Genomic DNA, 12,660 nt, shown 5'->3' with positions numbered 1-12,660 from the left:
CCACGTCCCGGTCCGGTGCTCGGCCAGCCACCCACGACGCATCTTGCCTTCACCTGGCCGCCTGCTTCCCTTCGCGCTCTCGTTTCCTTCTCGGCCATTTCGCGGACGCACACTGTCCCCTCGCTCTTCCCGCCGGACCGGTCCGAGGACCCGTGTCCGTTCCGGCACCCGCGCCGCCCGTTCCGGGCCGCCGCCCCCGCCCCGCCCGACCGGAATCCTCCGGCGTGCACGGCTACCCGGCGGACGGTCGGGGCCGGGGCGAAACAGTCCACCGCACCCCGTGCCGCACCCCGGCGCGGGAGGCATCCTCCGACCGATGAAGGACCGAAGGTTCCGTGCCCGTACCTGTCATCCTCACCGGCCGCACCGTGCGGCTGGAGCCCCTCGCCGCGCACCACGCCGAGGCCATCGCCGAGGCCGGCGCCGAGGACCGTACGACCTACGCCTTCACCCCCGTCCCGCACGGCCTGGAAGCGGCCCGCGACTACATCGCGCGCGCCCTCGCGGACCAGGCCGCCGGACGGTCGCTGCCGTTCGCGACGGTGAACGTCGCGGACGGCCGGGTCGTCGGCTCCACCCGCTTCCTGGAACTGGACTACTGGCAGGGCCCGATGGTGTGGCCGCCGGTGCCCGGCGTCCCGTTCGGCGATCCGGCCACCGCCGTGCCGGACGCCGCCGAGATCGGCAACACCTGGCTCTCGCCGCGCGCCCAGGGCACCGGCATCAACACCGAGGCCAAGCTGCTGATGCTGCGCCACGCCTTCGAGACCTGGGGCGTGCAGCGCATCTCGCTGCGCGCGGACGCCCGCAACATGCGCTCGCGCGCCGCGATCGAGCGGCTCGGCGCGACCGCCGAGGGCGTGCGCCGGGCCCACTCGCGCGGGCTGGACGGGGTGGTCCGGTCCACCGCGTTCTACTCGATCCTCCGGGAGGAGTGGCCCGCCGTCCGGGACATCATCGAGCTGCGGATCGCCGCCGCCACCTCGCCGAGCGCGCCGGACCCGGCGATCAACCAGGAGTGCCTTAGACAAGGCGGCAGCGGCGCCGGGCAGCTGATGATCACGGCCTGACCGGGTCACCGTTCGGCCGGAGGCCCGCCCGCGGCGTGGTCCAGCAGGCGGGCGAGGTGGTCGAGGTCCGCGGCCGCGGGCAGGAGCCCGCGGGTGCCGGCGGCCTCCACCACGGCCGAGAGCGGGCGCCAGCCGTGCCGCACCCGGCGGACGGCGAGCTCCCAGACGGCGTGGCCCCGCCGGTGGCGGATCCGGACGGTGCCCTCGCGGATGTGGACGTCCGCCAGGCGGGCGTCCACCGCGGCCAGGGACGGGCCGGTGCGCATCCGCCGCCACTGCGCGTCCGTCCAGACCACGTCGGGAACGGGGTGCGGACGCGGCAGGAGCATCTCCTCCCGGCCGACGCCGGCCGCGACCCCGCCCGGCTCCGGGAAGGCCCAGCCGGGCAGCGGCTCGCGGGCGGCCAGCCAGGCGGGCGGGATGCCCCCGGCGCCGGTGCGGGCGGCCACCACGCCGCCGGTGATCGCGGCGACGGTGTCCATGTCGCCGCCGGCCGCGATCGCCTCCCACACGGCGGCGCGGTAGTCGGTGAGGTTCCGGGCCGCGCACCACAGCGCGTACGGGACGGTGTCGGCCGCCGAGGTCCGGCTGCCGTTGCCGAGCACCCGGGCGGCGGCCCGGAGGTCCGGTTCGGCGAGCAGGTCGATCGCCTCGTCCAGGCCGTCGCGGACGGCGCCGGCGGGAGTGTGGTGCCGGACGGACCCCAGGAAGGACGCCGGCGTCACCTCCGCGCTCCTGGCCCGCACCGCGATCGCCGCCGCCACGGCCACCGCGACGGCGCCGTCCACCGCCTGCGGGTGGGTGTGGGTGACCACCGCCGTCCGGGCGGCCTGCCGGACCACCTCGTCCGGGTCCCCGGCGAGCGCCGCGCCCAGCGGGGCGACCCGCATCGCGGCGCCGTTGCCGTACGAGCCCTGGCCGTCGAAGAGTTCGGCGGCCAGCGCCCGGGCGTCGCCGCCCTCGCGGATCAGCCGGAGCATCCGGTTGGCGGCCGGGCCGTAGCCGCGGTCGAAGTCGTGGCGGTCGGCGAAGGCGTGGGTGAGGTCGAAGGCGTCGATGGTGCCGCGCTCGGTGTGGGCGGCGTACACCGAGCAGGCCATCTCGGTGTCATCGGTCCACGGCCAGGGGCCGGGCGGGTCGGTGCGGGCGTCGAGGTGGGCCCGGGCGGTCTCGGGGACGAAGAACTGGGCGCCGAGGGCGTCGCCGACGGAGAGGCCCTGCAGCGCGTCGAGCGCGGGGCCGGGGTGCGGAGTCGTCATATGGGCCCCAGCTCAGCCGCTCGGCCCGCCCCTCGTCAACACGTTTGCCGGGAGGCCCCCGACTGGGGATGTTTCGCATACCTCCGATCCGGGTGGGCAGCACACCCGGCATGACCCCCGCGAACCCGCTCGACCCGGTCGCCCTGCTCGGCGCCGACCAGCAGCACATCGCCACCCGGGCGCAGCTGCGCCGGCTCGGCGTGCCCTCCGGCACCATCGCCCACCGGCTGCGGCCGGGCGGGCCCTGGCAACAGGTGCTGCCCCGGGTGATCTGCCTGCAGAACGGGCGGTTGACGGTCCATCAGAGACTGCGGGCCGCCCTGGCCTACGCGACGCCGAAGGGGCGCGAGCCGCGCGCCGGGGAAGTGCTGCTGACCGGCTTCACGGTGCTCGCCGACGCCGGGCTGCCGAGCGCCGGGCACCCGGCCGACCTCGATGCCGTCGACGTCCTGATCCCCCGTCAACGACGGGTGAGGGAAAGGGATTTCGTTCGGATCCACCGGGCGAGCGGGGTGCTGCCGGGCGGCTTCGAGCGGGACGACGGGCTGTGGAGCACCACGGTCGCGCGGGCGCTGGCGGACCTCGCGCCGAGGGAGACCGGGCAGCGCCGGTTCCGGGCGCTGTGCGCGGAGGCCGTCCAGCGCAGGCACTGCGAACTCGGCGAGCTGCTGGACCAGTTGCTGGCCAGGCCGGGAGCGCTCGGGCTGCCGCAGGTGGCCCGGGTGGTGGAGGACCTCACCGCCGGGGTGCGCTCGGTGGTCGAGGGCGAGACCCGCGAACTGCTGGCGCACGCGGGCCTGCCCGAACCGCTGTGGAACCCGGTGCTCTTCCTGGACGGGCGCTTCCTCGCCGTCCCGGACGCCTACTGGCCGCACGCCTGCGTCGCCCTGGAGATCGACTCCCGCGCCTACCACCTGCGCCCGGCCGACCACGAACGCGGCCTGGCCCGCGCCAACCGGCTCACCGCCGCGGGCCTCCCGGTGGTCCGCACCACCCCGGTCCAGCTCCGCCGCGACCCGGCCCCGGTCCTGCACGAACTGACCGCGCTGGTCACCACCGGCCCCCACGGCCCGCACTCCAGGATCACCTGGCGCCGGGCGCGGTGACGGGGTGACGGGCGCGGTGACGGGGCGCCGGGCGGTGGGGAAGCACGCCCGTGCGGGGAGCGCAGCGGATCCGCCCGGAGCCCGGGGTGGCCGGCTCAGCAGCGGGGGTCGATCTCCTGGAAGGTCGCGTAGTGGTCCGCGGACCAGTACTGCTCGCCGGCGTTGCCGGTGACCACCCGGCGGGTGCCGCGGTCGTTGGAGCCCGGGGTGACGACGGTGTACTCGTGGTAGTAGCCGTCGGCCTTCTTGGGGAGGCGGCTCTCGCGGTTCTCGAACACGATGCCGTCCCGGCTGTACGGGTAGGGGCCGCCCTTGGCGATCAGGCCGAGGGTGTCCTGGGCCTGGCTGGGGAGCTTGGTGCGGCAGACGTCGGCGAGCGCGGGGTCGGCGGGGACCCAGGTGCCGGCCGCCGCGGTGGCGCCCCCGGCGGGCGCGGACGGCTTGGGGGCGGAGGGCTTGGGCGCCGAAGAGCCCGGCGTGGCGGCCGCGGTGGGGCCGGCGGTGGCCTTGGGGTGGCTGCTCCCCTTGTCGGCGAGGAGGTACCCGACCCCGGCCAGCAGCGCCAGGATCAGCACGGCCACGACGACGAGCGGGTTCTTGCGACTGGTCATGCGCCCCAGCTTGGCAGGCGGCCGGGCCCGCTCGCGCGAACGGCCGGCGTGGCAGCGGCCACACACCCGCCGGCCCGCCGTTGTGTCCGCCCTGTCGTCCGCCCTGTCGTCCGCCCTGCCGTCCGCGGACGCCGGACGTACGGCAGGGCGGGAACGGACGCCGTTGTCCGTTCCCGCCCTGCCGTGTCACGTACGCCGGTTCTCCTGCGCCGAGCTCCGGTGTACGCCCTCCCGGTGGGAGGGGGAGCGGTCAGTCGTGCCCGCGCGTGAGGAGGGGATGCCTCCCTCGCTCAGCGCGAGTCGCTGCCCGCCGACTCGATGGCGGCGCGGCCGGCCTCCAGGCGCGCCACCGGGATCCGGAAGGGGGAGCAGGAGACGTAGTCCAGCCCCACCTCGTGGAAGAAGTGGACCGAGTCCGGGTCGCCGCCGTGCTCGCCGCAGACGCCGAGCTTGAGGTCGGGGCGGGTGGCCCGGCCGGCCTCGACGGCGTGCTTGACGAGCGAGCCGACGCCGTCGCGGTCGATGGTCTCGAACGGGGAGACCCCGAAGATGCCCTTCTCCAGGTAGGCGGTGAAGAACGAGGCCTCCACGTCGTCCCGGGAGAAGCCCCAGACCGTCTGGGTCAGGTCGTTGGTGCCGAAGGAGAAGAACTCGGCGGCCTCGGCGATCTGCCCGGCGGTGACCGCGGCGCGCGGCAGCTCGATCATGGTGCCGAGCTTGATGTCCAGCTGGACGCCGGTGGAGTGGGCGACCTCGGCGAGCACCCGCTCGCACTCGTCGCGGACCAGCTCCAGCTCCTGGACGGTGCCGACGAGCGGGATCATCACCTCGGGGCGCGGGTCCCCGCCGGCCAGCTTGCGCTCGGCGGCGGCCTCGGCGATGGCGCGGACCTGCATACCGAACAGGCCGGGGATGACCAGGCCGAGGCGCACGCCGCGCAGGCCGAGCATCGGGTTCTGCTCGTGCAGCTTGTGCACCGCCTGGAGCAGGCGCAGGTCGTTCTCGTTCGGGTCCTTGCGGGCCTCGGCGAGGGCGACGCGCACCGACAGCTCGGTGATGTCCGGCAGGAACTCGTGCAGCGGCGGGTCGAGCAGGCGCACGGTGACGGGCAGGCCGTCCATCGCCTGGAAGAGCTCCAGGAAGTCGCCCTTCTGCAGCGGCAGCAGGGTGGACAGGGCGAGCTCGCGGTCCTTGTCGTTGTCCGCGAGGATCAGGTGCTCGACCTCCTTGCGGCGCTCCTCGCCGAGGAACATGTGCTCGGTGCGGCACAGGCCGATGCCCTGGGCGCCGTAGCGGCGGGCGCGCGAGCCGTCCTCGGCGTTGTCGGCGTTGGCGCGCACGGCCAGCCGGCGGCGGCCGTCGGCGTGCGACATCAGCCGGTGGACGGCCTGGACCAGCCCGCCCTGGACGTCGGCGCCGGCGTGCAGGGTGCCCTCGAAGTACTCGACCACGGGGGACGGCAGGACGGGCACCTCGCCGAGGTAGACCTTGCCGGTGGCACCGTCGATGGAGACGATGTCGCCCTCGTGGACGACCAGGCCGTCGGCGGTGGTGAAGCGGCGGGCCTTGGTGTCGACCTCCAGCTCCTCGGCGCCGCAGACGCAGGTCTTGCCCATGCCGCGGGCGACGACGGCGGCGTGCGAGGTCTTGCCGCCGCGCGAGGTGAGGATGCCCTCGGCGGCGATCATGCCGTCCAGGTCGTCCGGGTTGGTCTCGCGGCGGACCAGGATGACCTTCTCGCCGGAGCGCGACCACTTGACGGCGGTGTACGAGTCGAAGACGACCTTGCCGATCGCGGCGCCCGGCGAGGCGGCGAGACCCCAGGCGATCTGGCGCGACTCGGCGTTCGGGGCGAATCGGGGGAACATCAGCTGGGACAGCTGGCCGCCGGTGACCCGCATCAGGGCCTCGTCGAGGTCGATCAGGCCCTGGTCGACCAGCTGGACGGCGATCCGGAACGCGGCCGCGGCGGTGCGCTTGCCGACGCGGGTCTGCAGCATCCAGAGCTTGCCGCGCTCGATGGTGAACTCGATGTCGCAGAGGTCGCGGTAGTGGTTCTCGAGCTTCTGCATGATCGCCATCAGCTCGTCGTACGACTTCTTGTCGAGCTTCTCCAGCTCGGCCAGCGGCAGGGTGTTGCGGATGCCGGCGACGACGTCCTCGCCCTGGGCGTTGGACAGGTAGTCGCCGTAGACGCCCTGGGCGCCGGTGGAGGGGTCACGGGTGAAGGCGACACCGGTGCCGGAGTCCTCGCCGAGGTTGCCGAAGACCATGGTGCAGACGTTGACCGCCGTGCCGAGGTCGTTCGGGATGCGCTCCTGGCGGCGGTACAGCCGGGCGCGGTCGCCGTTCCAGGAGTGGAAGACGGCGTGGATGGCGAGGTCCATCTGCTCGCGCGGGTCCTGCGGGAAGGCCCGGCCGGTCTCGCGCTCGACGATGCCCTTGAACACCTCGACCAGTTCCCGGAGGTCGGAAGCGTCCAGGTCCAGGTCGTTGACGGTGCCCTTGGCGTGCTTGGCCTCGTCCAGGGCCTCCTCGAACAGCTCGCCGTCGACGCCCAGCACGGTCTTGCCGAACATCTGGACCAGGCGGCGGTAGGAGTCCCAGGCGAAGCGCTCGTTGCCGGACTGGGCGGCCAGGCCGGCCACCGACGCGTCGGAGAGGCCGATGTTGAGGACGGTGTCCATCATGCCGGGCATGGAGAACTTCGCGCCCGAGCGGACGGAGACCAGCAGCGGGTTGTCGGCCTGGCCGAGCTTCTTGCCCATCTCCGCCTCGAGGGCGTCCAGGTGGGCGCTGATCTCCTCATGGAGCGAGGTGGGCTCGCTGCCCGTCTCCAGGAAGACCTTGCAGGCCTCGGTGGTGATGGTGAACCCCGGAGGGACGGGGAGCCCCAGATTGGTCATCTCGGCCAGGTTCGCGCCCTTGCCGCCAAGAAGATCCTTGAGGTCCTTGTTTCCTTCGGTGAAGGAGTAAACAAACTTCTGCTGGGACGGCACGGGTCGGTCTCCTCGTACGCGGTTGCCCTGACGCCGGAGAACATACCCATTTCGAAGGCACTTCTCTGCCCTGAATAGGCCACCCGAGGCCGGTACCGAGCGGTAACCCGCTAGATCGAATGCACATAAAGGCGTTCACCTCTGTTGGTGAAATCGTCCGCCTGACGCGAGCAAGCGTTCAACTCTTGAACGCAAAGAAACGCGAAGATCACACGATCCGGACGCTCGGTAGCGGTCGCGCTTCCGTCGCGTTGCCCCGGCTTGATTTCCTGCACCCGGATCGCCCCATCCCCGGCCGACCGGCTTCGGGAAGCGATCCACGACCGACCTGTCCATTTCGTCCACTGACCCGGCGTCAGTCCGCGAAGCATGTGGCAAGCGTCACCAGCGCATCTCATCGGTCGGGCGTAGACCGCCTCCGCCGATCGTCGCACAGCGTCCAGAAACGTGCTCGCTCCGTGACATTCGTAGGCCGAAAAGGAGCCCCCCTGTCCAGAATGGACAAGAGGGCCGGGACCTGGTGGCCATCGGCCCGCGAGGGCCGATTTCTACGGTCCGTATAGATCATCCGCCAGAGGTGTCCGACTCGGCGTCCTCACCCGGTCGGGCGCAGTCGTACGGATCGTCCAACCACCCCTCCGGCAGGACCACCCGGTTGTTGCCGCTGGTCCGGCCGCGCGGGCCGTCCGCACCGGCCGGCCAGCCCTGGGACTGCTCCACCTCGGACAGGGTTTCGGCCAGTTCGGCCAAAGAGGAGGAGTTGGCGAGCCGCACCCGCAGCTCGGAGCCCACCGAGAAGCCCTTGGTGTACCAGGCGACGTGCTTGCGGAAGTCGATCACGCCGCGCGCCTCGTCCCCGATCCACTCCCCCAGCAGCTGCGCGTGGCGCACCATCGCCCGCGCCACGTAGCCGAAGTCCGGACGGGCGTAGTCGACGTCACCCTCGAAGATCGCGACCAGGTCCTTGAACAGCCACGGCCGGCCCAGGCAGCCGCGGCCCACCACGACGCCGTCGCAGCCGGTCTCCCGCATCATCCGCAGGGCGTCGTCGGCCGACCAGATGTCCCCGTTGCCCAGCACCGGGACGTGCGCCGGGACGGACTCGCGCAGCCGGGCGATCGCCGACCAGTCGGCCGTCCCGCCGTAGTGCTGGGCGGCGGTGCGACCGTGCAGGGCGATCGCGGCCACGCCCTCCTCCGCGCCGATCCGGCCGGCGTCCAGGTAGGTGAGATGGTCGTCGTCGATGCCCTTGCGCATCTTCATGGTCACCGGGAGGTCGCCCGCGTTGACCACGGCCTCGCGCAGGATCTCGCGCAGCAGGTTGCGCTTGTACGGCAGCGCCGAGCCGCCGCCCTTGCGGGTCACCTTGGGCACGGGGCAGCCGAAGTTGAGGTCGATGTGGTCGGCCAGGCCCTCGTCCGCGATCATCCGGGCGGCCTTGCCCACCGTCACCGGGTCCACGCCGTACAGCTGGATGGAGCGCGGCTTCTCGCTCGGGTCGAACTTGATCAGCTGCATGGTCTTGGCGTTGCGCTCGACCAGTGCCCGGGTGGTGATCATCTCCGAGACGTACAGGCCCTTGCCGCCGCTCTGCTCCCGGCACAGGGTGCGAAACGGCGCGTTGGTGATGCCGGCCATCGGCGCCAGCACGACGGGCGGCCAGACCCGGATCGGGCCGATGTCGAGCGGCGCGAACTCGGTGTCGGGCGCGGTGGGTGCGGGCGTGGCTGTCATGCGCGGCTGACCTCGGGTAGGGGGACGGGACTCTCCATTGTCCCCCACCCGGGTGAGCGGCCCGCGCTGCGACCGGGGCCGCGGAGTCCCGCCGGGCCCCGGCTACGACGGATTGACGCTGATCGACCCCGAGGTGACCGTCGCGTGGATGCGGTTCGGGCTGTCGGAGTCGGCCAGGTCCGGGTCGATCCGGCCGTTGCCGGAGCCGGTGTCGCTGGAGAAGGCGTAGCGGCTGCCCCGCGGCAGGGTCATCGTCACCGAACCCGAGGTGGCGCTGGTCGTCACCTGCTGCGGGGCGTCGGTGAAGGCCAGCTCCGTCGAGCCCGAGGTGCTCTGGACGTCCACCCGCCGCGCGTGCAGGTTCCTGCCCTGGACCAGCCCGGAGGTGGCGCGCGCGGAGACGTCCCCGGAGACGTCGACCAGCAGCAGCTCGCCGGAGGTGATCCGCATGTCCACGTCCCCGCTCAGGCCCTCCAGTTGGACCGAGCCGGAGCCCACCGACCCGGACACCTCGGTCGCGGCCGGCACGTCCACCTCGATCTCGGCCCCGCAGGAGTCCACGACCGGCACCAGCCGCCGGCACTGCACCCCGACGGTGACGAGGTCGTCCGTGAAGACGGTCGAGACCACCGGCTTGCGCACCATCCACTCCAGCCGCTGGCGGACCACCACGTGGTCCGCCCGCCCGGCCCGCACCGTGACCGCGGCGGTGCCGGTCTGCAGCTTCAGCCGGTGGACCGGCCGGTCGTACGACCGTGAGCCGGTCGACCGCTGCTGCGCCACCGTCGACCAGGTCTGCAGTCCGCCGCCGATCATGACCAGGACGGCCGCGACCGACCCGGTGATCCGCCAGCCCTTGGCCGTGCCCGCCGTCACCCGACCTCCAGGAAGCGCAGCACCGCCAGCACCCGGCGGTGGCTGTCCTCGGCCGGCGGCAGGTCCAGCTTGGTGAAGATCGCGTTGATGTGCTTGGCCACCGCGCTGTCGCTGACCACCAGCGAGGCCGCGATCGCGGCGTTGGAGCGGCCCTCCGCCATCAGCGCGAGCACGTCCCGCTCACGCGGGGTCAGCTTCTCCAGCGGGTCACGGTGGCGGCGCACCAGCAGCTGGGCGACCACCTCCGGGTCCAGCGCGGTGCCGCCCTCGGCGACCCGCTGCAGCGCGTCCAGGAAGTCGTCCACGTTGGCCACCCGCTGCTTGAGCAGGTAGCCGACGCCGCTGGTGTTGGTCGACAGCAGGTCGGCGGCGTAACGCTCCTCCACGAACTGGGAGAGCAGCAGGACGGCCGTCTGCGGCCACTGCCGGCGGATCACCATCGCCGCCTTCACGCCCTCGTCGTGGAAGCCCGGGGGCATCCGGACGTCCGCGACCACCACCTGGGGGCGGTGCTCCTCGACGGCGGCCAGCAGTTCGGTGGCGTCCCCGACGGCGGCCACGACCTCGAAGCCCACCGCCTCCAGGACCTTGACCAGGCCGACCCTCAGCAGGACCGAGTCCTCGGCGATCACAGCGCGCACGGCAACTCCACGGTGATGGTGGTGGGCCCCCCGAGGGGGCTGAGAACGGACAGCGTCCCGTCGACCGAGGCGGTGCGCTTGCGCAGCCCGGTGAGCCCGGTGCCGCGCGAGGGGTCGGCGCCGCCCACGCCGTCGTCGCTGATGACCAGGCACAGCCGGCCGCCGACCGTCCGCACCGAGAGGTCGACCCGGCTGGCCCGGGCGTGCTTGGCCACGTTGGTGAGCGCCTCGGAGACGGTGAAGTAGGCCACCGCCTCGACGGTCGGGGCCACCGGCTCGGACAGCTCGACGTCCAGGCGCACCGGCAGCGGGGCGCGGGCCGCGACGCCGGACAGCGCCGCGTCCAGGCCGCGGTCCTCCAGGACCGCCGGGTGCAGGCCGCGGACCAGGTCGCGCAGTTCGTCGATGGCCGCCTGGGCCTCCTCGTGCGCGTCCACGATCACCTGCATGACCTCGGGCGGGACGTCCTTGAGGGTGCGCCGGGCCAGGCCCAGGTTCATCGCCAGCGAGGTGAGGCGCTGCTGGGCGCCGTCGTGCAGGTCGCGCTCGATCCGGCGGCGCTCGGCGTCCACCGCGTCGACCAGTCCGGCCCGGCTCTCGGCGATCTCCTCGACCCGCCGCTCCAGGGCCTCCGCGCGGTCCGGGCCGAGCAGCCGCTGCGCCGCCCACACCTCCAGCCGGGCCGTCAGTGCCGCCGCCCAGGGCGCCGCGACCAGCAGCAGCGCCCCGGCGACGGTGAGCCCGACGTCCAGCCCCGCCAGGTCCGACCGCAGCTCGGTGCCGGGCGGCATCAACCAGATCCAGCCGTACAGGGTCACCAGCACCAGGGCGCCGGCCGCGGCGTACACCACGGACAGGGCGGCCGCCGCCAGCAGCGGGCCGACCAGCAGGTGGTGGAGGACCTGGCGCCAGGTCACCCCCAGCAGCAGGATCCGGCGTCCGGTGACCGGCCGCGGCGGCGGGATCTCCACCCCGTACAGGGCGCGTAGCCGGCCGCGCTGCAGAGCGGTCAGCGGCCGGGTGCAGAGCAGGACGGCGGCGAGCACCAGGAAGAGCATCTTGGACTCGGTGACGGCCAGCCAGACCGGCAGGGCCAGGGGTATTCCGGCGGATATGAAGCGGACGTCCCGCCAGACCTCGGGCGACCACGGTGGACGCCGGAGGCTCCTGACGAGCGCTCGGCGCAGCGTGGTGGAGGGCATGGCCGACAGCGTAGGGCCCGATGATCACCGGCCGCCATGAAGGGGGGTGCCCGCCGGGGGTGTACCTGGCTACACCCCCGATTCGGGGCGGGACACCACCGACAGGACGGGGGCCGCGGAGGAAAGCTTGAGCCATGACGATCACCGCAGCGCACTCCGCCACTCCGCCGCACGGGCGGCCCGGCCCCGGGGACCACGGGGGTGCTCCCGGGGGCGCGCTCCGCCCGGCGTCGGAGCCGGACGGGACGCTGTCGGCCGGGCCCGGGCCCTGGTCGGTCCGCAGCGTCGGCTCCGGCCGCGGCCGGGCCGCGCTGGAGCTCTACCAGCACGGCGAGCTGGCCGACGTCCTGGTCGCCGCCCGGCTCGCCCCGCACCTGCTGCGCGGGGCGCGGCGCAGCCCGTCCGGCGGGCGGCGCCGGCACGCGCTCGCCTGGGGGCGGCTGGCGGAGGACGGTACGGCGCCCGCGGTGGTGTTCACCGGGCGGCGGGGGCTGCGGCCCCGCGGGTACCGGGTCGCGGCCGAGGTGGTCACGGTGGCCGGGCGGTTCTGGCTGGCCTGGGCCGAGGGGCCGGTCGACGCGGTGCTGGTCGAGCACCCGGCGGGCGGCCCGGCCGAGCGGCTGCCGCTGGAGCGGGTCGCCGCGCGGCCGGCCGGGGGTGCGGCGTGAGCGCCGCCGTCCTCTCCGCCCGGTCCGCGCCGTCCGCCCCCGCGTTCCCCGCCTCGCTCGGCTCCCTCGGCTTCCCGTCCGTCCTGCCGGCGCGCTTCGCCCGGGTGCCCGTCCTGGCGGCGGTCGCGCTGCTGCCCTGGCTGACCGTCCTCGCGGTCTGCCACGAGACCCCGTGGGTCGTGCTCGACCTGGTGGAGTTCTCCGCCCTGCTCGCGCTGGACGCGCTGCTGCGCCGGCGCAGCCCCGCCGCGCTGTGGGCGGGCGCGGCGGTGGCCGTGCTGCTCACCGGGGACGCGCTCGCCGACATCGCCTGCGCCGGGCCGGGGTACGCGGTGCTCGCGGCGCTGGTCATGGCGGGCTGCGTCGAGCTGCCGCTCGCGGCGGTGTGCCTGCTGCTCGGCCGGGACGCGGCGGGCCAGGACGCGGCGGTCCGGGTCTAGTCGGCCGCACGGGCTCGGTCGGCCGGGCGGTCCCGACCGGCCGTACAACCGGCC

At 73.9% G+C, this 12,660-nt stretch carries 11 protein-coding genes; 4 read left to right on the top strand and 7 right to left on the bottom strand.

Features of this window, described 5'->3' with window-relative positions; all coding sequences use genetic code 11:
• Nucleotides 1-335: 335 nt before the first annotated feature.
• Nucleotides 336-1,070 carry a GNAT family N-acetyltransferase gene (locus tag ACZ6Y7_RS16210; RefSeq protein ID WP_465758519.1) on the top strand — a complete coding sequence of 245 codons (735 nt, stop codon included), beginning with the start codon at nt 336-338 and terminating at the stop codon, nt 1,068-1,070.
• Between the two features lie 5 nt (nt 1,071-1,075).
• Here ACZ6Y7_RS16210 and ACZ6Y7_RS16205 read toward each other — a convergent pair whose 3' ends face one another.
• Complete coding sequence (locus ACZ6Y7_RS16205; protein WP_465758518.1) at nt 1,076-2,329, bottom strand: ADP-ribosylglycohydrolase family protein; 1,254 nt, start codon at nt 2,327-2,329, stop codon at nt 1,076-1,078.
• A gap of 110 nt (nt 2,330-2,439) precedes the next feature.
• On the opposite strand from ACZ6Y7_RS16205, the gene ACZ6Y7_RS16200 reads away from it, so the two are divergent.
• Entirely contained in the window at nt 2,440-3,435 is a 996-nt protein-coding gene (locus tag ACZ6Y7_RS16200; RefSeq protein ID WP_465758517.1) for a hypothetical protein, read from the top strand.
• 95 nt (nt 3,436-3,530) lie between these two features.
• Here the strand turns inward: ACZ6Y7_RS16200 and ACZ6Y7_RS16195 are convergent, their stop codons facing one another.
• The 6 genes from ACZ6Y7_RS16195 to ACZ6Y7_RS16170 form a co-directional block, all read right to left on the bottom strand.
• A complete protein-coding gene (locus ACZ6Y7_RS16195; RefSeq protein ID WP_465758516.1) occupies nt 3,531-4,046 on the bottom strand; it encodes a ribonuclease in 516 nt (171 codons plus the stop codon).
• A gap of 290 nt (nt 4,047-4,336) precedes the next feature.
• Nucleotides 4,337-7,045 carry a pyruvate, phosphate dikinase gene (gene ppdK / locus ACZ6Y7_RS16190; RefSeq protein WP_465758515.1) on the bottom strand — a complete coding sequence of 903 codons (2,709 nt, stop codon included), beginning with the start codon at nt 7,043-7,045 and terminating at the stop codon, nt 4,337-4,339.
• 564 nt (nt 7,046-7,609) lie between these two features.
• Nucleotides 7,610-8,779 carry a tRNA dihydrouridine synthase DusB gene (gene dusB / locus ACZ6Y7_RS16185; protein ID WP_465758514.1) on the bottom strand — a complete coding sequence of 390 codons (1,170 nt, stop codon included), beginning with the start codon at nt 8,777-8,779 and terminating at the stop codon, nt 7,610-7,612.
• Between the two features lie 102 nt (nt 8,780-8,881).
• Nucleotides 8,882-9,655 (bottom strand): DUF4097 family beta strand repeat-containing protein, encoded by a 774-nt coding sequence (locus ACZ6Y7_RS16180; protein ID WP_465758513.1) that lies wholly within the window; start codon nt 9,653-9,655, stop codon nt 8,882-8,884.
• Nucleotides 9,652-10,296 (bottom strand): response regulator, encoded by a 645-nt coding sequence (locus tag ACZ6Y7_RS16175; RefSeq protein ID WP_465758512.1) that lies wholly within the window; start codon nt 10,294-10,296, stop codon nt 9,652-9,654. The genes ACZ6Y7_RS16180 and ACZ6Y7_RS16175 overlap by 4 nt, the downstream gene beginning before the upstream one ends.
• On the bottom strand, nt 10,284-11,498 hold the full coding sequence (locus tag ACZ6Y7_RS16170; RefSeq protein WP_465758511.1) for a sensor histidine kinase: 1,215 nt from the start codon (nt 11,496-11,498) through the stop codon (nt 10,284-10,286). Before ACZ6Y7_RS16170 ends, ACZ6Y7_RS16175 begins: the two co-directional genes overlap by 13 nt.
• Nucleotides 11,499-11,632: 134 nt before the next feature.
• Here ACZ6Y7_RS16170 and ACZ6Y7_RS16165 point away from each other — a divergent pair, with 134 nt between their 5' ends.
• Together ACZ6Y7_RS16165 and ACZ6Y7_RS16160 are read left to right on the top strand one after the other, a co-directional pair.
• Nucleotides 11,633-12,166, top strand: coding sequence for a hypothetical protein (locus tag ACZ6Y7_RS16165; RefSeq protein ID WP_465758510.1), 534 nt, complete (start codon nt 11,633-11,635; stop codon nt 12,164-12,166).
• Complete coding sequence (locus ACZ6Y7_RS16160; RefSeq protein WP_465758509.1) at nt 12,163-12,606, top strand: hypothetical protein; 444 nt, start codon at nt 12,163-12,165, stop codon at nt 12,604-12,606. The genes ACZ6Y7_RS16165 and ACZ6Y7_RS16160 overlap by 4 nt, the downstream gene beginning before the upstream one ends.
• The last annotated feature ends 54 nt before the right edge of the window (nt 12,607-12,660 follow it).

Source organism: Kitasatospora sp. NPDC053308 (assembly GCF_055585785.1).
This window is presented reverse-complemented; position numbering and strand designations above follow the sequence as displayed.

Excerpts from the sequence above, each read along its gene's own strand:
- ACZ6Y7_RS16205 (WP_465758518.1), bottom strand. The coding sequence starts at position 2,329 with ATGACGACTCCGCACCCCGGCCCCGCGCTCGACGCGCTGCAGGGCCTC.
- ACZ6Y7_RS16200 (WP_465758517.1), top strand. The coding sequence starts at position 2,440 with ATGACCCCCGCGAACCCGCTCGACCCGGTCGCCCTGCTCGGCGCCGAC.
- ACZ6Y7_RS16195 (WP_465758516.1), bottom strand. The coding sequence starts at position 4,046 with ATGACCAGTCGCAAGAACCCGCTCGTCGTCGTGGCCGTGCTGATCCTG.
- dusB (WP_465758514.1), bottom strand. The coding sequence starts at position 8,779 with ATGACAGCCACGCCCGCACCCACCGCGCCCGACACCGAGTTCGCGCCG.
- ACZ6Y7_RS16170 (WP_465758511.1), bottom strand. The coding sequence starts at position 11,498 with ATGCCCTCCACCACGCTGCGCCGAGCGCTCGTCAGGAGCCTCCGGCGT.
- ACZ6Y7_RS16165 (WP_465758510.1), top strand. The coding sequence starts at position 11,633 with ATGACGATCACCGCAGCGCACTCCGCCACTCCGCCGCACGGGCGGCCC.